The 24,846-nt window shown below is 70.0% G+C and carries 20 protein-coding genes; 4 read left to right on the top strand and 16 right to left on the bottom strand.

The genetic code is table 11. From position 1 onward, the window contains the following. Window positions 1–26: 26 nt before the first annotated feature. The 3 genes from ASD33_RS27840 to ASD33_RS27830 form a co-directional block, all read right to left on the bottom strand. Window positions 27–965, bottom strand: coding sequence for an FKBP-type peptidyl-prolyl cis-trans isomerase (locus tag ASD33_RS27840; RefSeq protein WP_056566376.1), 939 nt, complete (start codon window positions 963–965; stop codon window positions 27–29). A gap of 116 nt (window positions 966–1,081) precedes the next feature. Continuing rightward, the gene (pafA, locus tag ASD33_RS27835; protein ID WP_056566373.1) at window positions 1,082–2,443 is read right to left on the bottom strand and encodes a Pup--protein ligase; all 1,362 of its coding nucleotides are present in this window, start codon (window positions 2,441–2,443) and stop codon (window positions 1,082–1,084) included. A gap of 69 nt (window positions 2,444–2,512) precedes the next feature. Beyond that, window positions 2,513–3,793 carry an MFS transporter gene (locus tag ASD33_RS27830; RefSeq protein WP_056566369.1) on the bottom strand — a complete coding sequence of 427 codons (1,281 nt, stop codon included), beginning with the start codon at window positions 3,791–3,793 and terminating at the stop codon, window positions 2,513–2,515. A gap of 145 nt (window positions 3,794–3,938) precedes the next feature. On the opposite strand from ASD33_RS27830, the gene ASD33_RS27825 reads away from it, so the two are divergent. Continuing rightward, a complete protein-coding gene (locus tag ASD33_RS27825) occupies window positions 3,939–4,958 on the top strand; it encodes a LacI family DNA-binding transcriptional regulator (protein WP_056566366.1) in 1,020 nt (339 codons plus the stop codon). A gap of 173 nt (window positions 4,959–5,131) precedes the next feature. On the opposite strand, the gene prcA is transcribed toward ASD33_RS27825, so the two are convergent. The 6 genes from prcA to arc all read right to left on the bottom strand — a co-directional run bounded on the left by prcA (window position 5,132) and on the right by arc (window position 11,195). Further along, entirely contained in the window at window positions 5,132–5,884 is a 753-nt protein-coding gene (gene prcA / locus ASD33_RS27820) for a proteasome subunit alpha (RefSeq protein ID WP_056566363.1), read from the bottom strand. Window positions 5,885–5,930: 46 nt separating this feature from the next. After that, a complete protein-coding gene (prcB, locus tag ASD33_RS27815; protein WP_056566360.1) occupies window positions 5,931–6,770 on the bottom strand; it encodes a proteasome subunit beta in 840 nt (279 codons plus the stop codon). Next, window positions 6,722–7,321: an endonuclease VII domain-containing protein gene (locus tag ASD33_RS34600; RefSeq protein ID WP_107103789.1), complete on the bottom strand. Its 600-nt coding sequence runs from the start codon at window positions 7,319–7,321 to the stop codon at window positions 6,722–6,724. The genes prcB and ASD33_RS34600 overlap by 49 nt, the downstream gene beginning before the upstream one ends. 43 nt (window positions 7,322–7,364) lie before the next feature. After that, complete coding sequence (locus ASD33_RS27810) at window positions 7,365–7,577, bottom strand: ubiquitin-like protein Pup (RefSeq protein WP_199863609.1); 213 nt, start codon at window positions 7,575–7,577, stop codon at window positions 7,365–7,367. Window positions 7,578–7,735: 158 nt separating this feature from the next. Then, window positions 7,736–9,247 carry a depupylase/deamidase Dop gene (dop, locus tag ASD33_RS27805; RefSeq protein ID WP_056566354.1) on the bottom strand — a complete coding sequence of 504 codons (1,512 nt, stop codon included), beginning with the start codon at window positions 9,245–9,247 and terminating at the stop codon, window positions 7,736–7,738. Between the two features lie 181 nt (window positions 9,248–9,428). Next, complete coding sequence (gene arc / locus ASD33_RS27800) at window positions 9,429–11,195, bottom strand: proteasome ATPase (protein WP_056567138.1); 1,767 nt, start codon at window positions 11,193–11,195, stop codon at window positions 9,429–9,431. Window positions 11,196–11,494: 299 nt separating this feature from the next. On the opposite strand from arc, the gene ASD33_RS27795 reads away from it, so the two are divergent. Beyond that, a complete protein-coding gene (locus ASD33_RS27795; protein WP_056566350.1) occupies window positions 11,495–11,806 on the top strand; it encodes a ferredoxin in 312 nt (103 codons plus the stop codon). Window positions 11,807–11,810: 4 nt separating this feature from the next. On the opposite strand, the gene ASD33_RS27790 is transcribed toward ASD33_RS27795, so the two are convergent. The 3 genes from ASD33_RS27790 to ASD33_RS27780 form a co-directional block, all read right to left on the bottom strand. Next, window positions 11,811–12,389, bottom strand: a complete 579-nt coding sequence (locus tag ASD33_RS27790; protein ID WP_056566347.1) for a hypothetical protein — start codon at window positions 12,387–12,389, stop codon at window positions 11,811–11,813. 344 nt (window positions 12,390–12,733) lie between these two features. After that, entirely contained in the window at window positions 12,734–13,621 is an 888-nt protein-coding gene (locus tag ASD33_RS27785) for a tRNA (adenine-N1)-methyltransferase (protein ID WP_056566344.1), read from the bottom strand. A gap of 18 nt (window positions 13,622–13,639) precedes the next feature. Next, window positions 13,640–14,830: a site-2 protease family protein gene (locus ASD33_RS27780; RefSeq protein ID WP_056566341.1), complete on the bottom strand. Its 1,191-nt coding sequence runs from the start codon at window positions 14,828–14,830 to the stop codon at window positions 13,640–13,642. Window positions 14,831–14,952: 122 nt separating this feature from the next. Here ASD33_RS27780 and ASD33_RS27775 point away from each other — a divergent pair, with 122 nt between their 5' ends. Continuing rightward, window positions 14,953–15,855: a PD-(D/E)XK nuclease family protein gene (locus ASD33_RS27775; RefSeq protein ID WP_242427175.1), complete on the top strand. Its 903-nt coding sequence runs from the start codon at window positions 14,953–14,955 to the stop codon at window positions 15,853–15,855. 42 nt (window positions 15,856–15,897) lie between these two features. Beyond that, window positions 15,898–16,575, top strand: coding sequence for a response regulator transcription factor (locus ASD33_RS27770; RefSeq protein ID WP_056566334.1), 678 nt, complete (start codon window positions 15,898–15,900; stop codon window positions 16,573–16,575). 96 nt (window positions 16,576–16,671) lie between these two features. Here ASD33_RS27770 and ASD33_RS27765 read toward each other — a convergent pair whose 3' ends face one another. The 4 genes from ASD33_RS27765 to metH all read right to left on the bottom strand — a co-directional run bounded on the left by ASD33_RS27765 (window position 16,672) and on the right by metH (window position 24,722). Further along, window positions 16,672–18,252, bottom strand: coding sequence for an ABC transporter substrate-binding protein (locus tag ASD33_RS27765; RefSeq protein WP_056566331.1), 1,581 nt, complete (start codon window positions 18,250–18,252; stop codon window positions 16,672–16,674). A 75-nt stretch (window positions 18,253–18,327) separates the two neighbouring features. Further along, window positions 18,328–19,917: an ABC transporter substrate-binding protein gene (locus ASD33_RS27760; protein WP_056566329.1), complete on the bottom strand. Its 1,590-nt coding sequence runs from the start codon at window positions 19,915–19,917 to the stop codon at window positions 18,328–18,330. A 463-nt stretch (window positions 19,918–20,380) separates the two neighbouring features. Continuing rightward, window positions 20,381–21,079, bottom strand: coding sequence for an HAD family phosphatase (locus tag ASD33_RS27755; RefSeq protein WP_056566326.1), 699 nt, complete (start codon window positions 21,077–21,079; stop codon window positions 20,381–20,383). A gap of 127 nt (window positions 21,080–21,206) precedes the next feature. After that, window positions 21,207–24,722, bottom strand: a complete 3,516-nt coding sequence (gene metH, locus ASD33_RS27750; RefSeq protein WP_056566323.1) for a methionine synthase — start codon at window positions 24,720–24,722, stop codon at window positions 21,207–21,209. Window positions 24,723–24,846 lie beyond the last annotated feature (124 nt).

The raw sequence follows: 24,846 nt of genomic DNA, 5'->3' as shown, positions 1-24,846 counted from the left end.
TGACGATCCGCGCAATCGGGACAGTCTTACATCTTCGTCAGGATGTCCACGGCGAAGACCAGCGTGGAACCCTTCGGGATGCCCTGCTGCTCCTTGTCGCCGAACGCCTCGGACGGCGGGGCGACGATCAGGACGCGGCTGCCGACCTTCTTGCCGACGAGACCGTCCTTGAGGCCCTTCAGCGTGAGCTGCGGCAGCGGGAAGTTCGCGGGCTTGCCCGTGGTGTACGTCGAGTCGAAGACCTTGCCGTCCTTCCACAGGGCGGCGACGTAGTTCACGACGACCGTGTCGGTGGCCTTGACGGCCTCGCCCTTGGCCTCGAGCACGTAGTTCGAGACGAGCTTGGTCGGCGGGGCGACCTTGGGCACCGTCAGCGTGGGGGCCTTGCCGTCGGTGTTCGTGCCGACCTTCGGGAGGTCCTTGTTGTCCTGGGCGACCGGGGTGCCGGTGGCGGACTTCGGGATCGTGACGGACTTCAGGATGTCCACGACGAAGACGAGGGTGGCGTTCGGCTTGATGTCGCCCTGACCCTGCGCGCCGTACCCGAGCGCCGGCGGGATGCCGACCTCGATGCGGCTGCCGACCTTCTGTCCTTCGAGGGCCTGCTCCCAGCCCTTGATGACCTGGCCCTCGCCCAGCGTCACGCTGAAGGGCTGGCCGCGGTCGAAGCTGTTGTCGAAGGGGGTGGTGGAGTCCCAGGCCTGGCCCAGGTAGTTCACCGAGAGCGCGTCGCCCTTCTTCGTCACCGCGCCCTTGCCCTCGCTGATGACGTTGACCTTGAGTTCCTTGGGCGGGTCGCCCACGCCCTTGGCGAGGGTCGGCTTCTCCCCGAACTTCTCACCCGCGGTGATGGCGGGCAGTCCGTTCTTCATCGAGGCGGAATCGGAGCCCTTGTCGTCGCTGCCGCACGCCGCTGTCGACAGCAGCAGCAGCGGGACGACGAGAAGGCCGGCAAGTCGGCGCACGTGTTCCTCAGATCTCAGACGGCACAGTAGTTGTGCCGACACTCTAGGGGACCCTCCTGTCACGTCGAGGGCCCCGCACGCCAAACGTGCGGGGCCCTCGGGCCGGTACGACCTGCTTACATTCCGGCGATCAGCTTTTCGACCCGGTCGTCGACGGAGCGGAACGGGTCCTTGCACAACACCGTGCGCTGCGCCTGGTCGTTCAGCTTCAGGTGGACCCAGTCGACGGTGAAGTCCCGGCGCTGCTCCTGGGCGCGGCGGATGAAGTCGCCGCGGAGCCTGGCCCGAGTGGTCTGCGGGGGCACCGACTTGCCCTCGAAGATCTTCAGGTCGTTGCAGATCCGGGCCGCCTGCCCGTTCTTCTGCAGCAGGTAGTACAGCCCACGACGGCGGTGGATGTCGTGGTAGGCGAGGTCTATCTGCGCGACCCTCGGGTTGGACATGGTCATGTTGTGCTTGGCCCGGTAGCGCTCGATGAGCCGGTGCTTCATGACCCAGTCGATCTCGGTCTCGATGCGGTCCAGCCGCTCGCTCTCGATCGCGTCGAGCGTACGGCCCCACAGCTCCAGGACCTGGGCCACGGTGCCGTTCCGGATGCCGCGGCGGTCGACGAAGTCGACGGCCTTCTCGTAGTACTCGCGCTGGACTTCGAGGGCCGAGGCCTCCCGGCCGCTGGCGAGCCTGACCTTGCGCTGCCCGGTGATGTCGTGGCTGACCTCGCGGATGGCCCGGATCGGGTTCTCCAGTGTCAGGTCGCGCATCACGGTGCCGGCCTCGATCATGCGCAGCACCAGGTCGGTGGCGCCGACCTTGAGCAGCATGGTCGTCTCGGACATGTTCGAGTCGCCGACGATGACATGGAGCCGGCGGTAGCGCTCGGCGTCCGCGTGCGGCTCGTCCCGGGTGTTGATGATGGGACGCGAGCGGGTGGTGGCGGAGCTGACGCCCTCCCAGATGTGCTCGGCACGCTGGGAGACGCAGAACACCGCGCCCCGGGGGGTCTGGAGGACCTTTCCCGCGCCGCAGATGAGCTGCCGGGTGACGAGGAAGGGAATCAGGATGTCCGCGAGCCGGGAGAACTCCCCGTGGCGGGCGACGAGATAGTTCTCGTGGCAGCCGTAGGAGTTTCCGGCCGAGTCGGTGTTGTTCTTGAAGAGGTAGACGTCGCCCGCGATTCCCTCCTCGTGCAGGCGGCGTTCGGCGTCGACGAGCAGGCCCTCGAGAATGCGCTCGCCGGCCTTGTCGTGGGTGACCAGTTCGGTCACGTTGTCGCATTCCGGTGTGGCGTATTCCGGATGCGATCCCACGTCCAGGTACAGGCGGGCGCCGTTCCGCAGGAAGACATTGCTGCTGCGGCCCCATGACACGACACGGCGGAAGAGGTAGCGCGCCACTTCGTCAGGAGACAGTCGGCGCTGTCCCCTGAACGTGCACGTGACGCCGTACTCGTTCTCCAGCCCGAAAATGCGGCGGTCCATGTCTGAACATTACGCCTGAGGGCGTGCGCTGAAACCGGGTTGGGCGTTCCCGTTTCGATCATTTTCCGATCAGTGCGTGTTCTTTTCCCCGTGTACGGCGGCGGGGGCGGCCGTACCCACGGCGTGTCGCGCGTCGGCCCCAGGCGTGTCGGAAGCGGTGGGAGCGCCCAGGACACGGCCGGTCGAGACGAGGACGAGGAGGGCGACCAGACCGCCCGCGCCGGCGACGGCGAACCCGGTCGCCGTTCCGGCCAGTTCGACGGCGGGCCCCGCGACGGCGGAGCCGAGGGCCGAGCCGACGCCGAAGGTGGTGACCAGCCAGGAGAAGGCCTCGGTGACGGTGCCGCGCGGCGCGTGCCGGTCGACGACGATGAAGGCGCAGGCGAGGACGGGGGCCAGGAAGACGCCGGAGAGCACCGAGAGGGCCGTCATGGCGACGGGGCCGGGGGTGAGCACCAGCGGCAGGTAGCAGACCGCCAGGAGCAGGACGAGGACACGGAGCCGCCGCTCGGGCGCGCCGGCCCACGGGCGGGCCCCGTAGACGACCCCGCCGAGGAGCGCGCCGAGGCCGAGGGCGGCCATCAGCCAGCCGTAGACGGAGGGGGTGCCCCGGTCGTCGGCGTAGGCGACGGCGGCGACGGTGATGGAGCCGAGGGCCAGGCCGACGAAGAAGAACGAGCCGAGCAGGGCGAGGAGCCCCGGGGAGCGCAGGGCGCCCAGCCAGTGGGCCTCGCGGGGCGCGGAGCGCCAGGTGCGGGAGGGCTCCGAGAGGACGACGGAGAGGGCGCCGAGGACGCCGAGGAGGTTGATGACGAGGAGGGCTGCGGCGGGTGACCACAGGGAGACGAGGAGGGTCAGCAGCAGCGGTCCCGCGGTGAACATGACCTCCTGCGCGACCGCGTCCAGGGCGTACGCCCGGTGGACCCGGTCCTCGCGGCCCAGGACGCTCGGCCACAGGGCGCGCAGCCCGCCCTCCAGGGGCGGCGTGAAGAGCCCCGCGAGGACGACGGCGGCGTAGGCGAGGGGGAGGGTGCCGATGCCGGTCAGCGCGAGCAGGGCCATGCCGAGGGCGGAGAGCACCGCGGCGGGCAGCTGGACCCGGGGCTGGCCCTTGAGGTCGACGGCGCGGCCGAGCAGGGGCTGGCCGAGGGCGGTGGCGACGCCGTAGGCGGCGATGAGGCCGCCGGCGAGGGTGTAGCTGCCGCCCTGGTCGCGGACGAAGAGGGTGATGGCGATGGGGCCGACGCCGTTGGGCAGACGCCCGAGGAGGGTTCCGGCGAGCAGCCGGGCCGCGTGGGGCGCCCGTAGGATGTCGCGATAGCCGCCGTGTGCCGGGGCCTCGGTGGCCATGTGGACTCCCCTCGCCCCGGACGCCGCCGAGGTTTTACGTATAACTTCAGGCGTCATACGTACCATGTCGGCTGTACGCGGGTCCACCCCGCGACCGGTCCCGGGGCCTCCCCCGGGACCGTCACCGTCCGACGCGGAGGCTTCAGTGCAGACCCCGGAGCCGCTCGGCGGCAACCGCCCCACCAGCCGGGACGTCGCACGCACGGCCGGCGTCTCGCAGGCCACCGTCTCCCTCGTGCTCGGGGACAAATGGCGCGGGCGGGTCTCCGAGCGCACCGCGGGGACCGTCCGCGAGGCCGCCAGGGAGCTGGGCTACCGGCCCAACCTCGCCGCTCGCAATCTGCGCCTCGGCCGCACCCGCACGGCCATGCTGGTCGTCCCGGCCCTCACCAACGAGTTCTTCGCCCACGTCTACACCGGCGCCGCCGCCGCGGCCGCCCGGCAGGGCTTCGGCGTCGTCCTCTACCCCTCCCCCGACGGCCTCGGCCCCGCGCGGGACCCCTTCGCCTCCGCGCAGGCCGCGCTCGACGGCGTGATCGCCTCCTCGATGGCGGCCGACGCGCTGGAGGCCTTCCGGGGCAGCGACCTCCCGCTCGTCATGCTCGACAGCGACCCGGCCGCCCCCGGCGCCGCCGCGCACGTGAACCTCGACGTCGCCGACGGGATGCGGCGGGTGACCGGCCACCTGCTCGGCCTCGGCCACCGCCGCTTCCTGCACCTGGCGTCCGCCGCGCCGTCCTGGACCTTCGAGGTGCGGGCCGCCGTCCTGGCCGACGCCCTGCGCGGGACGGAGGTGCGCACCGTACGGTCGCCGCTGAACGTCGCGGACGCCTGGGAGGCCGCGGCCCTCGCCCTCGCCGCCCCCGGGCCCCGGCCCACGGCGGTGGTCTGCGACGACGACATCCTCGCGGTCGGCGTCGTCAAGGCCGCCCGCCGGCTGGGGCTGCGGGTCCCCGAGGACCTCTCGGTCACCGGTTTCGACGACATGGCCCTGGCCACGGTGGTCGAGCCGGAGCTCACCACGGTCCGGCTGCCCGCCGAGGAGTTCGGCCGACGCGGCATGGAGGCGCTGCTCGCCGTCCTCGCGGGCGAACCGGCGCAGTCGGACGCCCTCCCCGTCACCCTCGTCACCCGGGGCTCCACGGGGCCCGCACCGGCACTCTGAGCCCCGCGGGGGGGGCTGGGGGACGCACGGAGGGGCCCGGACGCACACGGAGGCATCCCGACACGCACCGGCGGCGCACGGTACGCCGGAAGGGGCCGGGTCACGACGGACCCGGCCCCCTCCTTGCGGTGCCTCGCGGCTCCGGGAAGCGCTCGCGCTCCCCGGGAGCGGTGCTACTCCTCGGGAGCCTCGTCGGAGGGCTCGTCCGTCTTCGTCACCGCCGCGTTGTCCGCCTCCAGGAGGCGGGACAGCTGACGGCCGACGATCCGCTTGAACTTGCGCTGCTGCGGGCGCGTACGGTCCAGGACCGCCACCTCCAGGCGCTCCGCGGGGATCTCCCGCTCGGTGCCGTTGGTGTCCCGCGAGAGCGCCTGGACGGCCAGCTTCAGGGCCTCGGCGAGGGACATGCCGTCCCGGTGCCGCTGGTCCAGATAGGTGCTGATCTGCTCGGCGTTCCCGCCGACCGCGACCGAGCCGTGCTCGTCGACGATCGACCCGTCGTGCGGCAGCCGGTAGATCTGGTCGCCGGACGGCTCGGTGCCGACCTCGGCGACGACCAGCTCCACCTCGTACGGCTTCTCCCCCGCGCTGGAGAAGATGGTGCCGAGGGTCTGGGCGTAGACGTTGGCCAGGCCGCGCGCGGTGACGTCGTCCCGGTCGTAGGTGTAGCCCCGCAGATCGGCGTAGCGCACGCCACCGATGCGGAGGTTCTCGTACTCGTTGTACTTGCCGGCGGCCGCGAAGCCGATCCGGTCGTAGATCTCGCTGAACTTGTGCAGTGCGCGCGAGGGGTTCTCACCGACGAAGACGATGCCGTCGGTGTACTGGAGGACGACGAGGCTGCGGCCTCGGGCGATGCCCTTGCGGGCGTACTCCGCCCGGTCGGCCATGGCCTGCTGGGGTGAGACGTAGAACGGAGTGGACACCGGCGGTCCGTCCCTTTCTTCTGGGCTGCTGTCGGGCGACGAGTGGTCAGAGCAGGGCGGCGCGCGGCCCGTCGGGCTCCTCGAGTCGCCGCTCGGTGACCGACCGGGCCAGCGCGGAGGACTCGTCCTCCGTGAGCCTGCGGTAGCCCTCGTCCGTGATGACCGTGACGATCGGGAAGATCCGGCGCGCCATGTCCGGACCGCCGGTCGCCGAGTCGTCGTCCGCCGCGTCGTAGAGCGCCTGCACGACCAGCGTGGTGGCCTGCTGCTCGGTCAGGTCGGCGCGGTAGAGCTTCTTCATCGAGCCGCGCGCGAAGATCGAGCCGGAGCCGGTGGCGGCGTACCCGTGCTCCTCGGAGCGGCCGCCGGTCACGTCGTAGGAGAAGATCCGGCCCTTCTCCTTGCCCTCGTCCCAGCCCGCGAAGAGCGGCACGACGGCGAGCCCCTGCATGGCCATGCCCAGGTTGCCCCGGATCATGGTGGAGAGGCGGTTCGCCTTGCCCTCCAGGGAGAGCGTGACGCCCTCCACCTTCTCGAAGTGCTCCAGCTCCAGCTGGAACAGCTTGACCATCTCCACGGCGAGACCGGCGGTGCCGGCGATGCCGACGGCGGAGAACTCGTCCGCCGGGAACACCTTCTCGATGTCCCGCTGCGCGATCATGTTCCCCATGGTGGCCCGCCGGTCACCGGCGAGCACGACCCCGCCGGCGAAGGTGGCTGCGACGATCGTCGTCCCGTGCGGGGCCTCGACGATCCCCTCCGGCAGCTTCCGACCGCCCGGCAACAGCTCCGGCGAGTGGTCCGCCAGAAAGTCGAGGAACGACGACGAGCCCGGCGTCAGGAAGGCAGCTGGTAGACGCCCGGTGCTACGAGTGTTGGCTTCCACGCGTTTCCCTCCAGGTATGAGATGGCCCGACGAAGAGTGTCGGGATCGTCTCCCAACTTGCCGATGGCCGAATTGCAGTTGAAGCACAGTACGCCTCGGACCCTACCCGTCTCGTGGCAGTGATCCACATGTACGGCAGGGGCGGCGAGGCAGATGCAACAGACCCCCATCTGCGACGCGATCATCTCGTCACGCTCGCTCTCGGTGATGCCGTACGAGCGCTTGAGATGGCCGGCACGGCCCTGCGCCCTGCGGCACACCTTGCAGCGGGTAGAGAGGCCGTCCGAGGCGGTGGAGTTGCGGTGCCATTCACTATGCGGCTTCACCTCGCCACACTGCCGGCAGAGCTTCCACCCCTCCGGCACGTCCACCTTCTCCCGCACGACCTTGCCACTGGCCGCCTGTCGCCTTCGATAATGCTCGGCGCTGTACGCGGCTACGCACTCCCGGCACCGGGGCTGCAGTCCGTCCCTGCGATTCCTGTCCTTCGCGAAGGACGCGGATCCCAGATCCCGATCGCAGCCCCGGCAGCGCCTGAGCTGCTCCGGCACTCCCCCGCCCACAATTACCCTTCGATTCCGAGGTCAGAAGCCTCTACTGACCACCTTTTTGCACGAAGGAGCGCACGAAGTCCTCGGCATTCTCCTCGAGCACGTCGTCGATCTCGTCGAGGACGGAGTCCACGTCCTCGCTCAGCTTCTCCTGGCGTTCCTGGAGGTCGGAGCTCGCCTCCGTGGTGGTCTCCTCGACCTCCTCAGTGGAACGCGTCGCCTTCTGCTGTCCGCCGCCGGTTTCCTTGGTCGCCATATCCCTCACCCCGCTCGAATCGGCCCGCTCGGTCGAGTCCTTCAAGATCAGACCCTATAGGGCGGGTCCGACATCGGCCCCGCAGTTTCCACAACGTCCGGGCACTGCTTCCATGATTCCCAGTGCCGGGGCATTTCAGGCCCGGAACGGGCCCCCGATCAGCCGCCCGAAAGGACGCGCACCAGTTCCTCGGCGGTCCGGCAGCGGTCCAGCAGGGACTTCACGTGCGCCTTGGTGCCGCGCAGCGGCTCCAGGGTGGGCACCCGCTGGAGCGAGTCCCGGCCGGGCAGGTCGAAGATCACCGAGTCCCAGGAGGCCGCCGCGACGTCGTCGGCGTACTGCTCCAGGCACCGGCCCCGGAAATAGGCCCTGGTGTCCTCGGGAGGCGCCGTCTCCGCCCGCTGCACCTCGGTCTCGTCCAGGAGTCGCTTCATGCGCCTGCGGGCCGCCAGACGGTTGTAGAGGCCCTTCTCGGGGCGTACGTCCGCGTACTGGAGGTCGACCAGGTGCAGCCGGGCGGCGTCCCAGTCCAGGCCGTCCCGGCGCCGGTAGCCCTCCATGAGCTCCCGCTTGGCGATCCAGTCCAGCTCGCCGGAGAGGCTCATCGGGTCGTTCTCGAGCCGGTTGAGTGTGTCCTCCCAGCGGAACAGGACGTCCATGGTCTGTTCGTCGGCGTCCGAGCCGTACCGCTCCTCGACGTACTTCCTGGCCAGCTCGAAGTACTCCATCTGGAGCTGCACCGCGGTGAGCGTCCGGCCGCTGCGGAGCGTGACGAGGTACTGGAGGGTCGGGTCGTGCGAGACCTGGTGGAGGGTGCGCACGGGCTGGTCGACGGCGAGGTCCACGGTGATGAACCCGTCCTCGATCATCGACAGGACCAGCGCGGTGGTGCCCAGCTTCAGATAGGTCGAGATCTCCGACAGGTTCGCGTCGCCGATGATCACATGCAGCCGGCGGTACCGCTCGGCGTCGGCGTGCGGTTCGTCCCGGGTGTTGATGATGGGCCGTTTGAGGGTGGTCTCCAGCCCCACCTCGACCTCGAAGTAGTCCGCCCGCTGGCTGATCTGGAAGCCGTCCTCCCGGCCGTCCTGGCCGATGCCGACCCGTCCCGCGCCGGTCACGACCTGGCGGGAGACGAAGAAGGGGGTCAGGTGGCGCACGATGTCCGAGAAGGGGGTCTCCCGCTTCATCAGGTAGTTCTCGTGCGTGCCGTAGGAGGCGCCCTTGTTGTCGGTGTTGTTCTTGTAGAGGTGGATCGGCTGGGCGCCGGGGAGCTGGGCGGCCCGCCGGGCGGCCTCCGCCATGATCCGCTCGCCGGCCTTGTCCCAGAGCACGGCGTCGCGCGGGTTGGTGACCTCGGGCGAGCTGTACTCGGGGTGGGCGTGGTCCACGTAGAGGCGGGCGCCGTTGGTGAGGATCACGTTGGCCAGGCCGATGTCCTCGTCGGTGAGCTGACTGGAGTCGGCGACTTCGCGGGCGAGGTCGAAGCCGCGGGCGTCCCGCAGCGGGTTCTCCTCCTCGAAGTCCCAGCGGGCGCGGCGCGCCCGGTGCATCGCCGCCGCGTACGCGTTGACGATCTGGGACGAGGTGAGCATGGCATTGGCGTTCGGGTGTCCCGGGACGGAGATCCCGTACTCCGTCTCGATGCCCATTACTCGCCGTACGGTCATGCGGCCCTCCTTGCCCGGCGGCGCTCACAGTGCGCGACTCGGCGGTACCGAAGAGCCTAGAACGGCTCCGCGCTGGTGGGGAGATCACTCGCGGTATTTCCCTGTGCCGGTGGGAAATGCCGGATGGAATGCGTCGGCTGCGGATGCCCGGTTTCCGGACATCCGCAGCCGGTGGGCGTTTCTACAGGTACTGGCCGGTATTGGCCACCGTGTCGATGGAGCGTCCGGTGTCCGCGCCCTGCTTTCCGGTGACGAGCGTACGGATGAACACGATCCGCTCGCCCTTCTTTCCGGAGATACGGGCCCAGTCGTCGGGGTTGGTGGTGTTGGGCAGGTCCTCGTTCTCCTTGAACTCGTCCACGCACGCCTGGAGGAGGTGGGAGACCCGGATGCCCTTCTGGTTGTGGTCGAGGAAGGCCTTGATGGCCATCTTCTTGGCCCGGTCGACGATGTTCTGGATCATCGCGCCGGAGTTGAAGTCCTTGAAGTACAGGACTTCCTTGTCGCCGTTGGCGTACGTGACTTCGAGGAAGCGGTTCTCCTCGGATTCCGCGTACATCTGCTCGACGACCGACTGGATCATTCCGTGGGCGGCGGCGGCCTTGGAGCCGGCGTGCTCGGAGATGTCGTCCGTGTGGAGCGGCAGGGTGGCCGTGAGGTACTTCGCGAAGATGTCCTTCGCGGCCTCCGCGTCCGGACGCTCGATCTTGATCTTGACGTCGAGCCGGCCGGGCCGCAGGATCGCGGGGTCGATCATGTCCTCGCGGTTGGAGGCGCCGATGACGATGACGTTCTCCAGGCCCTCCACACCGTCGATCTCGGCGAGCAGCTGCGGGACGATGGTGTTCTCCACGTCCGAGCTGACACCGGAGCCGCGGGTGCGGAAGAGGGATTCCATCTCGTCGAAGAAGACGATGACGGGGGTGCCCTCGCTCGCCTTCTCCCGGGCACGCTGGAAGACGAGGCGGATGTGCCGCTCGGTCTCACCGACGTACTTGTTGAGGAGCTCGGGGCCCTTGATGTTGAGGAAGTAGGACTTCCCCGCGGGCTGTCCGGTCACCTCGGCGACCTTCTTGGCCAGGGAATTGGCCACGGCCTTCGCGATCAGCGTCTTGCCGCAGCCCGGGGGCCCGTAGAGCAGGATGCCCTTGGGCGGCCGCAGTTCGTGTTCCTTGAAGAGGTCCGGGTAGAGGTACGGGAGCTCGACCGCGTCGCGGATCAGTTCGATCTGGTTGCCCAGGCCGCCGATCTTCTCGTAGTCGACGTCCGGGACCTCTTCGAGGACGAGTTCTTCGACCTCGCTCTTGGGAACGACCTCGTAGACGTAGCCGGACCGGGAGTCGAGCAGCAGGGCGTCGCCGGGGCGGATGGTCACGTCCAGCAGAGGCTCGGCGAGCCTCACCACCCGCTCCTCGTCGGTGTGCCCGACCACCAGGGCCCGCTCGCCGTCCTCGAGGATCTCCTTGAGGGTGACGATGTCCCCGGCGCGCTCGAACTCCATGGCCTCGACCACGTTGAGCGCTTCGTTGAGCATGACTTCCTGGCCGCGCTTGAGCTCTTCGAGCTCGATGCTCGGGCTGACGTTCACCCGGAGCTTGCGGCCCCCGGTGAAGATGTCGCAGGTGCCGTCCTCATTGGCCTGCAGGAAGACACCGAAGCCGGCCGGCGGCTGCGCGAGCCGGTCGACCTCCTCCTTGAGGGCCACGATCTGGTCGCGGGCCTCACGGAGCGTGTTCGCCAGACGTTCGTTCTGCGCGGACACGCCGGCCAGGTTTGTCTGCAGCTCGACGATCCGCTCTTCGAGAATCCTCGTGTGACGCGGAGAGTCGGCGAGCTTGCGGCGCAGGACGGCGATTTCCTGCTCGAGATAGGCAACCTGACCGGCGGGGTCTTCAGACCCTCGCCCCGGCCGGATGCCGCGGTTGATGTCGTCGTCGTGGGCTGCCACGGTCCTCACCTCCTCCAAGGGGAGCTGGACGCTTCCTGACCCTACCTGCGTGGGTGGTGATTGAAACCCCTAGATCAAAAAGACTCCGAGGTGTGTCCGATCTTCACCCTTGCGCTTCCCCTCTCGCCAGGGGAATACCCACCCTTCACCAGTTGAAAGCGGGCGGTTGTATCGTCGTCGTGGGTCAACACCCGTCAGAGGGGGCCCGACTTACCCGCGAGAAGCGGAACGGGTCGCGGAATGCGTCACTCACCGGACGCGGAACAGATGCAGAACGAGATGCAGGAACGGCAGGAGATATGACCGTGCAGCACGAGGCTCCGTCCACGGGCGTCGAGGAGGCCCTTGAGGTCTGGATCGACCAGGACCTGTGCACCGGGGACGGGATCTGCGCGCAGTACGCTCCCGAGGTCTTCGAGCTGGACATCGACGGGCTCGCATACGTGAAGAGCGCCGACGACGAGCTCCTCCAGGACACGGGGGCGACCACCCCGGTGCCGCTGACGCTGCTCCAGGACGTGGTGGACTCCGCGAAGGAGTGCCCCGGCGACTGCATCCATGTGCGCCGGGTCCAGGACAAGGTCGAGGTGTACGGCCCCGACGCCGAGTGACGGGTCAGGCGCTCCGGGCGTCGGCCTGGCCGGCGCGGACGAAGGCGCCGCCCTGCCAACGCCAGCTGACCTGCTCCTTCTCGTCGGGGCAGCAGCTGGGTACGTCGAGGGACGAGTAGCCGAGCAGGGTGGCGTGGACGGCTCCGTCGCGTACGGCGAGCGCGCCGACGCTCTTGAGCTGCTCGGGCCCGACGAGGGTGGCCACCACGCGCGCGGGTGCGCCGGCCTCCTTGCCGCGGGTGAGGACGTAGACACCGCTGGGCGGGGTGCCCGAGCCGGCTTCGCAGTGCACGACCGCAACGGTCTCGGGGTTTCCGTCCCCGTCCAGGTCCCCCGACACCCGCTTCGCGACGGTGTGCGGGGCGCCTCGGCATTCCAGGGGGTAGTCGACTCCGGTGGCCTCGGGCGCGGGTGCCGGTCGCGGGGCGGCGGACGGGGCCGAGGAGGCTCCGGCGGGGCCCGGCTGGAGGAGTCCGGCGAGGGCGACGACGGCGGCGGTCGCCGTGGCGGTGGCCAGCCAGTGGGCCGGCCGGGCTCGGGCGTGTGCGAGGTCCACGAGGTCCGGGGCGGCGGAGGGCTGCACGCGAGACGTCTCCTGTGGGGTGGTGCGGCGGGTTTCCGGCATCGTGCCACACGTCACAGGGGGACGGAACAGGCGGGTCGGCCACGACGGGTCGCGGATGGCGCGCCTCCGTCGCACGGGGCTCGCGGAAGCGGGGCCGCAGGCGTACGGAAGTCCGGGCCGTGCGGTGCCGGCGCACGTACGGAGGCCCGGGCCCCGAGGTGCCCGCGCGTGTGCGGGAGCCCGGGCCGCGCGGTCGCGGGGCGCGTACGGGAAGCGCGGTGTGCCGAACATGAGGACGCCGCCGTCCAGTTCTCCGCCGTGGGGCGGGAACTCGACGGCGGCGTGCCGTGGATGTCGGGACGTCAGCCCTTGTTGGGGCCTTCGTAGTCCTCGCCGTAGGCGCCCTTGGCGGGGCGGCGGCGGCGCATCGGGGGCTCGACCCCGTCAGCGAGGCGACGGGCGGTGACGAGGAAGCCGGTGTGGCCGATCATGCGGTGATCGGGGCGGACGGCGAGGCCCTCGACGTGCCAGTTGCGGATCATGGATTCCCAGGGCTGCGGCTCTGCGTAGCAGCCGAACTCGCGGATGGACTCCACGGTGCGGGCGAGCTGGGTGGTGGTCGCCACGTAGCAGCAGAGGATGCCGCCGGGGACGAGCGCCTTGGAGACGGCCTCCAGGCACTCCCAGGGGGCGAGCATGTCCAGGATGACGCGGTCGACCTCGGTGTCGGACAGGTTGTCCTGGAGGTCGCCGACGGTCAGCTGCCACGCGGGGTGCGGGCCGCCGAAGTAGCGCTCGACGTTGCCCTTCGCGATCTCGGCGAAGTCCTCGCGGCGCTCGTAGGAGTGCAGCATGCCGCTGTCGCCGATGGCGCGGAGCAGGAAGCTGCTGAGGGAGCCGGAGCCCACGCCGGCCTCGACGACGCGCGCGCCGGGGAAGATGTCGGCGAAGGCGAGGATCTGGCCCGCGTCCTTCGGGTAGACCACGGCGGCACCGCGGGGCATGGACAGGACGTAGTCGGGGAGCAGGGGGCGCAGCGCGAGGTAGGCGACGTTTCCGGTGGTACGGACAACGCTGCCCTCGGGTGCGCCGATCAGCTCGTCGTGGGGGAAAGAACCCTTGTGGGTGTGGAAGTTCTTTCCCTCTTCGAGCGTGAACGTGTAGTGGCGGCCCTTGGGGTCGGTCAGCTGAACCTGGTCCCCGACCTTGAAGGGCCCGCGGCGGCGGGCGGCACCGGTCGGTTCGGACATACGACCAGAGTACCGGGGTCAGGAGGTGGGTCGTGCCATGGCCTTGACGAAGGCGCGCTCGACGTCGGTGGTGGCGAGGACGCCGTAGATCTCGCCGGTGTCCTCGACGACCAGGTACTCGGTGGCGGGGCTGGCGCGGAGGTGGTCGAGGAGGGGCTGGCCGGTGAGTTCGGCGGGGACGCGCATGCCGTCGGCGAGGTCCTGGGCGAGGGTGCTGACGGCGACCCAGGGGCGGCGGTGCTGGGGGACGGCGGCGATGGCGGCCTCGCGGACGATGCCGGTGGGGTCGCCGTTGCCGTCGACGACGACGAGGGCGCGGGCGCCGGCCTCGTTGGCGCGGCGGAGGGCCTCGGAGAGCGGGGTGGTGGGCTCGACGGGGATGGCGCGGCGGGTGAGGCTGCGGGCGCGGAGCTCGGGGAGGTGCTCGCGGAGGCGGGCCATGCGGAGGCTGTTGCCGGCGCCGGTCCAGATGATGGCGGCCAGGATGGCGGCGAGCAGGGCGTCGGTGACGGTGGTGAAGCCGTCGATGTCCTCGGTGGAGTTGCCGAGCCAGCCGGTGCGGGTGAGGAGGGGGAGGCCGATGAGGACGGTGACGGCGAGGAAGCGGCCGACCCAGGCGGCGGCGACGGTGCCGCTCATGGGCTTGCCGGTGATCTTCCAGACGACGGCGCGGAGCATCCGGCCGCCGTCGAGCGGGAGGCCGGGGAGCAGGTTGAAGATCGCGACGATGAGGTTGGAGATCATCAGGCCGGCGAGGAGGACGCCGGGGACGGTGCCGGGCTCGACGGCGTACAGGGAGAGGTAGAACACGCCGGCGAGGACGAGGGAGAAGAGGGGGCCGACGAAGGCGAGGACGAATTCGCGGCCGGGGGTCTCGGTCTCCTTCTCGATCTCGGAGACGCCGCCGAAGAACTGGAGCTGGATGCGGCGCACCGGGAGCTTGAAGCGGAGCGCGGCGATGGTGTGGGCCAGTTCGTGGACGAGCACGGAGGCGTAGAAGGCGACGGCGAAGAAGAGGGAGACCAGGTAGCGGGCGGCGCCGAGCTCGGGCAGGACGCGCTCGATCTGGTCGCCGAAGACCCAGGTGATGAGGGCGGCGACGAGGAACCAGCTGGGGGCGACGTAGACGGGCACGCCGAAGGGACGGCCCATGAGGATGCCTCCGCCGGGCTCCTCGGTCCGCTGCGGCTTGGGCTCGTCCTGGTTCACGGGTTCCTTTCGTCGCGGGGTGTGACCGCGTCGCTGCGTCACGGTTCGATCATGCAGTGCGACGGGGTCCCAGGTCGATGGTATTCCGCTCGCTGTCGGTGGCGGGTCGTAGGGTCTTCGACATGAGTACGAGCGAGCAGGTGCCTTCGGTGCCCCGGGCGCCCATGTCGTTGTCGCCTTCGCGGGCGAGCGATTTCATGCAGTGTCCGCTGCTGTACCGGTTCCGGGTGATCGACCGGCTGCCGGAGAAGCCGAGCGAGGCGGCGACCCGGGGCACGCTGGTGCACGCCGTGCTGGAGCGGCTCTTCGACGATCCGGCGGTGGACCGGACGGCTCCGCGGGCGCGGGCGATGGTTCCGGGGCAGTGGGACCGGCTGCTGGAGTCGAAGCCGGAGCTGGGTGAGCTGTTCGCGGAGGACCCGGACGGGGCGCGGCTCTCGGGCTGGCTGGGTGAGGCGGAGCGGCTGGTCGAGCGGTGGTTCACGCTGGAGGACCCGACACGTCTGGAGCCCGCGGAGCGGGAGCTGTTCGTGGAGACGGAGCTGGATTCGGGGCTGCGGCTGCGCGGGGTGATCGACCGGATCGATGTGACGCCCTCGGGTGATGTGCGGATCGTCGACTACAAGACGGGCAAGGCGCCGCGGCCGGAGTACCGGGACGGCGCGCTGTTCCAGATGACCTTCTACGCGCTGGTGGTGTGGCGGCTGAAGCGGGTGATCCCGAGGCGGTTGCAGCTGGTGTACCTGGGCAGCGGGGAGGTGCTGACGTACGACCCGGTGGAGGCGGATCTGCTGCGGGTGGAGCGGAAGCTGCTCGCGCTGTGGGACGCGATCCGGCTGGCGACTGAGTCGGGTGACTGGCGGCCGCGGCCGACGAAGCTGTGCGGTTGGTGCGATCATCAGGCGGTCTGTCCGGAGTTCGGGGGGACTCCCCCGGTCTACCCCTTGAAGATCGTTTCCGCGCGCCCGCCGGAGTCGGGCGAATCCGGGCAGGGCAGAATGGACCCGGCCCCGCCGGTGCCGTAGTGCCGGCGCACCTCGTGAGCTCAGCCCCGTGAAGGAGCCCTTGTGACGATCCGCGTCCTCTTGGTCGACGATCAGCCGCTGCTGCGCACCGGCTTCCGGATGATTCTGGAGGCGGAGCAGGACATCGCGGTGGTGGGTGAGGCCGGGGACGGTCTCCAGGCGCAGGAGCAGGTGCGGGCGCTCCAGCCGGACGTGGTGCTGATGGACATCCGGATGCCGCGGATGGACGGGGTGGAGGCGACCCGGCAGATCACGGGTCCGGGCCGGGACGGTCCGGCGAAGGTGCTGGTGCTGACCACCTTCGACCTCGACGAGTACGTGGTGGAGGCGCTGCGGGCGGGGGCGAGCGGCTTCCTGCTGAAGGACGCCCCGGCGAACGAGCTGGTGCAGGCGATCCGGGTGGTGGCGGCCGGTGAGGCGATGCTGGCGCCGTCGATCACGCGGCGGCTGCTCGACAAGTACTCGGCGCATCTGCCGACGGGCGAGGAGCGGGTGCCGGACACGCTGGGGACCCTGACCGACCGTGAGGTGGAGGTCCTGAAGCTGGTGGCGCGGGGCCTGTCGAACGCGGAGATCGCGGCGGATCTGTTCGTCAGCGAGACGACGGTGAAGACCCATGTGGGTCACGTGCTGACGAAGCTGGGTCTGCGGGACCGGGTGCAGGCCGCGGTGTACGCGTACGAGAGCGGGCTGGTGCGGCCGGGCGCGGCCGGTCAGTAGCCGGTTCGCGGCGGAGAACGACGGGAGGGGCCCGGTGCGCGTGTGGCGCGCCGGGCCCCTCCTGTCGCGTGGGGGCGGGTGTTTCGGGGCGGTCGGTCAGCCCTTGCGGATCTCCCAGAAGCGGAAGACGGTCGAGGCGTCGAGGGTCCATTCGAGGCCGGTGACGTCGTCGCGGGCGACGGCGTACTGCTTGCCCTGCCAGAGCGGCAGCAGGGGGAGGTCCTCGGCGACGAGGTCCTGGAGCTTGCCGTACTCGTCGGCGGTGGCGGCGCGGTCGGCCGCGGCGGCGGTCCTCGGGAGGAGGCCGGCGGTGATGGCGGCGTTCTCGTAGTGGTTGCCGAGGACGTTGCCCTCGCCGAAGAAGGGGGCGGTGAAGTTGTCGGCGTCGGGGTAGTCGGGGACCCAGCCCTTGACGTAGACGCCGTACTTGCCGGCGGCTATGTCCTTCTCGTACTGGTCGAAGGCGACGGACTTGACGTCGGCGTCGAAGAGGCCGCTCTCGTTGAGCTGGCCGGCGATGGCCTTGAGTTCCTGGTCGGTGGCCGGGCCGTAGCGGCTGGGCGTGGACCAGAGGGTGAGCTCGACCTTGTCGGTGATGCCGGCGGAGCGCAGGGCCTGCTTCGCCTTGGCCTTGTCGGGGGTGCCGTAGGTGTCGTAGAAGGCGGTGTTGTGTCCGGCGATGCCGGCCGGGACGATCGAGTAGAGCGGTGTGGCGGTCGACTTGTAGACGTTCTCGACGAGGGCCTCGCGGTCGACGAGGTGGGCGATGGCCTTGCGTACGCCGAGCTTGCCGAGGACGGGGTCCTTCATGTTGAAGACGAGGTGCTGGACCTCGGCGCTGCTGCCCTGGGTGACCTCGATGCCCTTGTCGTCGGTGGTGTCGGAGGTTTCGAGGGCGGCGATGTCGTCGGCGGAGAGGCCTCGGTAGGCGACGTCCACGTCGCCGTCGGCGAAGGCCTTGGAGAGGGCGGAGCGGTCGCCGCGGTAGAGCTTGAGGGTGACGGCGTCGTTCTTGGGCCGTGCGGTGCCCTTGTAGCCGGTGTTGGCGGAGAAGGTGGCCTGGGTGTCGCTGAAGGAGTCCAGCTTGTACGGGCCGGAGCCGGTGGCCCTGCCGTCGGTGCGCAGCGCGTCGGCGGGGTATTCGCGGTGGTCCACGATGGAGCCGGCGCCGGAGGCGATCTTGCTGGGGAAGGTGGCGTCCGGGACCTTCAGCCGGAAGACGACGGTCCGCTCGTCCGGGGTCTCGATGGTGTCGATGGTGGAGAGCAGCGGCGCGGGGCCGGAGGGATCGGCGATCCGCAGGGAGCGCTCGAAGGAGTACTTGACGTCCTCCGAGGTGAGCTTGTTGCCGTTGGAGAAGGTGAGGCCGTCCCGCAGGGTGCAGGTGTAGACCCGGCTGCCGGGGGCGAAGCCGCACTTCTCGGCGGCCTCGGGCTCGGGTTCGGAGCCGCCCTTGGGGAAGGCGAGCAGGGACTGGAAGACGTTGTTGAACAACAGCCAGGAGCCGGGGTCGTAGCCGGCGGCCGGGTCGGGGCTGAGGATCTCGTCGGACATGCCGACGCGAACGCCCCCGGAGCCGCCGGAGCCGCTCCCTTGTTCGGTGCCGCAGCCGCTGAGGAGGGCGGCGGACAGGCCGGCGGCGAGGGGCGCCGTCAGCCACTTGTTGGGTGCCTTCACAGAACGTGCCTCTTGATCTCTTGTCAGGCCGGCCGCGCGCCGTGCGCGGCCGGTGTAACCGATCCAGTCGACGGGTCAGGCGGTGCCGCGGCCCAGCTCCCAGAGCAGCAGGTCCGAGGAGGTGTTGAGGGCGTACTCGACTCCGTTGAGGTCGTCGCGGGCGGCGACGTACTGCTTGCCCTGCCACAGCGGCAGGACGGGCACGTCCTGGGCGACGATCTTCTGGATCTGGTTGTAGACGGGGCTCGCGGCGGTGCGGTCGGCCTGGCGGCGCGAGCGCGGGATGAGCTGGTCACGGACGACCTTGTTCACGTACGGGGTGTTGAGGAAGTTGTCGCTGTCGAGGAACGGCGCGATGTAGTTGTCCGGGTCCGGGTAGTCCGGGAACCAGCCGAGGCCGTAGACGGCGTAGTCGCCGCGCTTCTGGGCGGTGCGGAAGGTGGACCACTCGGCGCCCTTGACGGTGGCGTCGAAGAGTTCGCTGGCGACGAGCTGCTTCTTGAGCGCCTCGAACTCCTGGGCGGTCTCGGCGCCGTAGTGGTCGGTGGTGTAGTTCAGGGTCACCTTGACGGGGGTCTTCACGCCGGCGTTCTTGAGGATCTTGGCGGCGCGGTCGGTGTCGGGCTCGCCGTACTCGTCGAAGAAGGGGGTGGCGTGGCCGGTGATGCTGGAGGGGATCAGCGAGTAGAGCGGCTCGGCGGTGGGCCCGTAGACGAGGTTGACGAGGGCGCCCCGGTCGATGACGGCGGCCATGGCCTGGCGCACGGCCTTCTCCTGGACGGAGGGGGCCTTGGTGTTGAAGCCGAGGTAGCGGATCTCCAGGCCGGGGACCTCGACGACCTCGATGCCGTCCTGGGGGGTCTCGGTGAGGTTCTTGATCTGCTGCTGCGACAGGGAGCGGGCCACCATGTCGATGTCGTCGCCTTCGAGGGCCTTGCCCATGGCGCCGGCGTCGGCGAAGGAGCGCAGTTCGACCTTGTCGTTGCGCAGGGTGATGTCGCCCTTGTAGGCGGGGTTCCTGCTGAAGACGAAGCGGGTGGCCTTCTCGCCCTCGCGCTCGACCTTCATGGTGTACGGGCCCGAGCCGTCGACGTCGAAGCCGTCGCGGAGCTTGTCGGCGGCGTACTTGTCCTTGGGGAGGATGCCGGCGACGGGGGTGGAGAGCTTGTACGGGAAGGTGGCGTCGGGGGTCTTGAGGTGGAAGACGACCTCGTCGGCGCCCTGGGTCTCGACGGTGTCGACGTTCGCCAGGAGGGCCGCCGTGCCGTTGTCCGACTTGATCTTCAGGACGCGGTCGATGGAGAACTTGACGTCCTCGGCGGTGACGGGCGCGCCGTCGGCGAAGGTGAGTCCGGAGCGGAGCTTGCAGCGGTAGCTCTCGCTGGCCTTGTCGGAGAATCCGCAGCTCTGGGCGGCCTCGGGGACGGGCTCGCCGCCGCCGCGGGGCACGTGCAGCAGGGTCTGGACGGTCTGCCGGAGGACGTTCCAGGCGCCGGTGTCGTAGGCGTAGGCCGGGTCCAGCGGGGCGGGCGCGTCCGCGGTGGCGATGAACTGGTCCGTGGTGCCGACGACGATCGCTCCGCGGTCCTCGGCTCCGCCGCAGGCGGCGAGCAGGGGGGCGAGCAGTCCGGCCACGGCCGGGAGCACCAGGGTCTTGCGGTTCATCAGGGACGATCTCCTCATCCGGCACTGGGATACAGCGGTCAGTGGAACTCCGCCGCCGGCCGCCCGGTCGGGGCGGGAGCGATCGGGCCGGGTGTTGCGATCGGTCCTGTGTTCACGGCGACTTGGGTGTGCGCCGGTGCACGCGGTTATGCGGCGAAGTACTCGCGAAAGATTAGTGGGCGGCGCCGCTATTTCCGGACCACGGGCGGCTCCGGGGGTAATCGCACAGTGATCATGAATGCGGGGGCGTCGATAGTCATGCGCCGGAGGATGCGGACGGGGGCAGGCGAACCGGGACACAAGGGGGCGCCGAAACACTCCCTTTTCGGGCGCCGCACACGAAGAAGGCCACCCACCGGCGGGCACTCTGCGTGACCAAGGTCACGCGGGTGCCCTTTCGGTGAATGACCTGATCGATTTCCGGGAGAGAAAGCGCATTCCTCCGGTAAAGCTCAGAGAAACCTCAGATTCCCGTGATCAATGTGCGGAGGAAGGGCACATCGACCTCCTCCAGGGAACGCACGACGACCCGGCCGGGGGACGGCGCGATGGGCGCGACGGAGGGCACCGCCACGACCCGGCAGCCCGCTGCCTCGGCGGCCGCGACACCGGTCGCCGTGTCCTCGACGACGGCGCAGAGCGTGGGGTCGGCGCCGACCCCCAGGGCGGCCGTCAGATACGGCTCGGGGTGCGGCTTGGTCCGCTCGACCTCGTCCCCGGCGACGGTGAGCGTGAAGCGGTCGCGGCCGAGCGAGTGAAGGACCCGGTCGATGATCCGCCGGTGCGAGGCGGAGACCAGGGCGGTGGGGATGGAGTGCCGGGCCAGCTCGGCGAGCAGCCGCTCGGCGCCGGGCATGAGCGGCACGCCGCGCGCGATGCGCTGCTCGAACTTCTCGTTGAGCAGGACGGTCAGCTCGGCGAGGGTGATGTCGGCGCCGGTCGACTCGATCAGGTAGCCGGCGCTGCGGGTCATCGGCCCGCCCACGACGACGTCCCGCCAGGCCTCGTCCAGCTGGTGCCCGAGGTCGGCGAAGACCTCCACCTCCGCGTCCCACCAGAAGCCCTCCGTGTCGACGAGGGTCCCGTCCATGTCGAGGAAGACCGCCTGCAGGGCGGAGCTGCCGTTCGTACGGAACAGGGACGCGGGGACCGTACTGGTCATCCGGCACACCTCCATGGAGGGACGAGAAGGCCGGCCCCCTCCCCGGTACGGGGAGGAAGACCGGCCTGCACTGGACCGACAAGTGTACGTCCGGATCACCCGGGGCGCGCGGATTTGGCGCGGCCGGTCACCGGGCGTTGAAGTACTTCGCCTCCGGGTGATGGATGACGATGGCGTCGGTGGACTGCTCGGGGTGGAGCTGGAACTCCTCCGACAGGTGCACCCCGATCCGCTCCGGGCGCAGCAGCTCCGCGATCTTCGCGCGGTCCTCCAGGTCCGGGCAGGCCCCGTAGCCGAGGGAGAAGCGCGCTCCGCGGTACTTGAGGTCGAACATGTCCCGGACGTCGGACGGGTCCTCGCCGGCGAAGCCCAGCTCCGCGCGCACGCGTGCGTGCCAGTACTCGGCGAGGGCCTCGGCGAGCTGCACGGAGAGGCCGTGGAGCTCCAGGTAGTCGCGGTAGGAGTCGGAGGCGAAGAGCTCGGCGGTGGCCTCGCCGATCCGCGAGCCGACGGTGACGACCTGGAGGCCGACGACGTCGGTCTCGCCGGACTCCTCCGGGCGGAAGAAGTCCGCGAGGCAGAGGCGGCGGCCCCGGCGCTGGCGCGGGAAGGTGAAGCGGGTCCGCTCGTTGCCGGCCTCGTCGAGGATGATCAGGTCGTCACCCTTGGAGACACAGGGGAAGTAGCCGTGGACGACGGCCGCCTCCAGGAGGTTCTCCGTGTGGAGGCGCTCCAGCCAGCCGCGCAGCCGGGGGCGGCCCTCGGTCTCCACCAGCTCCTCGTACGAGGGGCCGTCGCCGGCCCGGTTCTGCTTGAGGCCCCACTGCCCCTTGAAGAGGGCGCCCTCGTCGAGCCAGGACGCGTAGTCCTTCAGCGGGATGCCCTTGACGACCCGGGTGCCCCAGAAGGGCGGGGTCGGCACCGGGTTGTCGACGGCGACGTCGGAACGGCCGCCGGGCTCCGGCTCGGCGACGTCGGCCGCCGGGACGGCGGCCGTCTTCGCGACCCGGCGCTGCTTGAGTTCGGGGAGTACGGCTCCGGGGACGCCGCGCTTGACGCCGATGAGCGCGTCCATGAGGCGCAGGCCCTCGAAGGCGTCGCGGGCGTAGCGGACCTCGCCCTGGTAGATCTCGTGCAGGTCCTGCTCGACGTAGGCCCGGGTGAGGGCGGCGCCGCCGAGGATCACGGGGTACTTGGCGGCCAGCTCGCGCTGGTTCAGCTCCTGGAGGTTCTCCTTCATGATCACGGTGGACTTCACGAGGAGACCGGACATGCCGATGACGTCGGCCCGGTGTTCCTCGGCCGCTTCCAGGATCGCGGAGACCGGCTGCTTGATGCCGATGTTGACGACGTTGTAGCCGTTGTTGGACAGGATGATGTCGACGAGGTTCTTGCCGATGTCGTGGACGTCGCCGCGGACGGTGGCGAGCACGATCGTGCCCTTCCCCTCGGCGTCGGACTTCTCCATGTGCGGTTCGAGGTAGGCCACGGCCGTCTTCATGACCTCGGCGGACTGGAGCACGAACGGCAGCTGCATCTGGCCGGAGCCGAAGAGCTCGCCGACGGTCTTCATGCCGTCGAGCAGGATCTCGTTGACGATCTCCAGGGCGGGGCGGACCGTCAGGGCCTCGTCGAGGTCGGCCTCCAGGCCGTTCTTCTCGCCGTCGACGATGCGGCGCTTCAGCCGCTCGTCCAGGGGCAGGGCGAGGAGTTCCTCGGTCTTGCCGGCCTTCATCGACTTGGTGTTGACGCCCTCGAAGAGGGCCATCAGCTTCTGGAGCGGGTCGTAGCCCTCGCTGCGGCGGTCGTAGATCAGGTCGAGCGCGGTGGTGACCTGCTCGTCGTCGAAGCGGGCGATCGGCAGGATCTTCGAGGCGTGCACGATCGCCGAGTCGAGACCGGCCTTGACGCACTCGTCGAGGAAGACCGAGTTGAGGAGGATGCGCGCGGCCGGGTTGAGGCCGAAGGAGATGTTGGAGAGGCCGAGCGTGGTCTGGACGTCCGGCCGGCGGCGCTTCAGCTCGCGGATGGCCTCGATGGTGGCGATGCCGTCCTTGCGCGACTCCTCCTGACCGGTGCAGATGGTGAAGGTCAGGGCGTCGATGAGGATGTCGGACTCGTGGATGCCCCAGTTGCCGGTGAGGTCCTCGATGAGCCGTTCGGCGATGGCGACCTTGTTCTCGACGGTGCGGGCCTGGCCCTCCTCGTCGATGGTGAGGGCGATCAGCGCGGCGCCGTGCTCCTGGGCCAGCCGGGTGACCTTGGCGAAGCGGGACTCGGGTCCGTCGCCGTCCTCGTAGTTCACCGAGTTGATGACGGCGCGGCCGCCGAGCTTCTCCAGACCGGCGCGCAGGACGTCGACCTCGGTGGAGTCGAGGACGATCGGCAGGGTGGAGGCGGTGGCGAAGCGGCCGGCCAGCTCCTGCATGTCGGCGACGCCGTCGCGGCCGACGTAGTCCACGCAGAGGTCGAGCATGTGCGCGCCCTCGCGGATCTGGTCGCGGGCCATCTCGACGCAGTCGTCCCAGCGGCCGTCGAGCATGGCCTCGCGGAACTTCTTGGAGCCGTTGGCGTTGGTGCGCTCGCCGATCGCCATGTAGGCGGTGTCCTGGCGGAACGGCACGGTCTGGTAGAGCGAGGCGGCGCCGGGCTCGGGGCTCGGGTCGCGCGGGGCGGGAGCGAGGCCCTGGAGGCGGTCGACGACCTGCCGCAGGTGCTCGGGGGTGGAGCCGCAGCAGCCGCCGACGAGGGAGAGGCCGTAGTCGCGGACGAAGTTCTCCTGCGCGTCGGCCATCTCCGGCGGCGTCAGGGGGAAGTACGCGCCGTCCTTGGTCAGCACGGGCAGGCCGGCGTTCGGCATGCACATCAGCGGCGTGCGGGAGTGGCGGGCGAGGTACCGCAGGTGCTCGTTCATCTCGGCAGGGCCGGTGGAACAGTTCAGACCGATCAGGTCGATGCCGAGCGGCTCCAGGGCGGTCAGCGCCGCGCCGATCTCCGAGCCGAGCAGCATGACGCCGGTGGTCTCGAAGGCGAGGGAGCAGATCAGCGGCACGTCCATGCCGAGGGCGTCCATCGCGCGGCGGGCGCCGATGAGGCTCGACTTGGTCTGCAGGAGGTCCTGGGTGGTCTCCACGATCAGCGCGTCCGCGCCGCCGGCCAGCAGGCCCTCGGCGTTCCGCTGGTAGCCGTCGCGCAGCACGTCGTACGCGATGTGGCCCAGCGAGGGCAGCTTGGTGCCCGGGCCGATGGAGCCGAGCACCCAGCGCTGGCGGCCGTCCTTGGCGCCGAACTCGTCGGCGACCTCGCGGGCGATCCGGGCGCCCGCCTCGGACAGCTCGAAGATCCGGTCGGCGATCTCGTACTCGCCGGCGGCCGAGTGGTTGGAGCCGAAGGTGTTCGTCTCGACGCAGTCGACGCCGACCTCGAAGTACGCCTCGTGGACCGAACGGACGATGTCGGGGCGGGTGACGTTCAGGATCTCGTTGCAGCCTTCGAGGTTCTGGAAGTCCTCGAGGGTGGGGTCCTGGGCCTGGAGCATGGTGCCCATGGCGCCGTCGGCGACGACCACCCGACTGGCGAGTGCCTCACGGAGGGCGGCGGCGCGGTTCCGGCTGTCGGCGGACGGGGTCGGCAACGAGGCCATGGATGAGCTCCCTGGGATGCGACGGCTGTCGGCTTTGCACCCTCGGTGGAGGATGCACGGGGCCAGCGTAACCGGCAGGGGCCGGGGTGGACACGGCGTCCCACGGGCCGGACGGCATCCTGTG

Source organism: Streptomyces sp. Root1304, assembly GCF_001426405.1.
Classification (GTDB): domain Bacteria; phylum Actinomycetota; class Actinomycetes; order Streptomycetales; family Streptomycetaceae; genus Streptomyces.
Note: the sequence above shows the minus strand (reverse complement) of the source record. Positions and strands in the feature narration are given on the sequence as shown.

What these genes read in the sequence shown, in the direction of transcription:
- ASD33_RS27755 (WP_056566326.1), bottom strand. Translation starts at nt 21,079, where the DNA reads ATGACCAGTACGGTCCCCGCGTCCCTGTTCCGTACGAACGGCAGCTCC.
- ASD33_RS27775 (WP_242427175.1), top strand. Translation starts at nt 14,953, where the DNA reads ATGAGTACGAGCGAGCAGGTGCCTTCGGTGCCCCGGGCGCCCATGTCG.
- ASD33_RS27810 (WP_199863609.1), bottom strand. Translation starts at nt 7,577, where the DNA reads ATGGCGACCAAGGAAACCGGCGGCGGACAGCAGAAGGCGACGCGTTCC.
- ASD33_RS27795 (WP_056566350.1), top strand. Translation starts at nt 11,495, where the DNA reads ATGACCGTGCAGCACGAGGCTCCGTCCACGGGCGTCGAGGAGGCCCTT.
- ASD33_RS27785 (WP_056566344.1), bottom strand. Translation starts at nt 13,621, where the DNA reads ATGTCCGAACCGACCGGTGCCGCCCGCCGCCGCGGGCCCTTCAAGGTC.
- ASD33_RS27760 (WP_056566329.1), bottom strand. Translation starts at nt 19,917, where the DNA reads ATGAACCGCAAGACCCTGGTGCTCCCGGCCGTGGCCGGACTGCTCGCC.
- dop (WP_056566354.1), bottom strand. Translation starts at nt 9,247, where the DNA reads ATGACCGTACGGCGAGTAATGGGCATCGAGACGGAGTACGGGATCTCC.
- ASD33_RS27830 (WP_056566369.1), bottom strand. Translation starts at nt 3,793, where the DNA reads ATGGCCACCGAGGCCCCGGCACACGGCGGCTATCGCGACATCCTACGG.
- metH (WP_056566323.1), bottom strand. Translation starts at nt 24,722, where the DNA reads ATGGCCTCGTTGCCGACCCCGTCCGCCGACAGCCGGAACCGCGCCGCC.
- pafA (WP_056566373.1), bottom strand. Translation starts at nt 2,443, where the DNA reads ATGGACCGCCGCATTTTCGGGCTGGAGAACGAGTACGGCGTCACGTGC.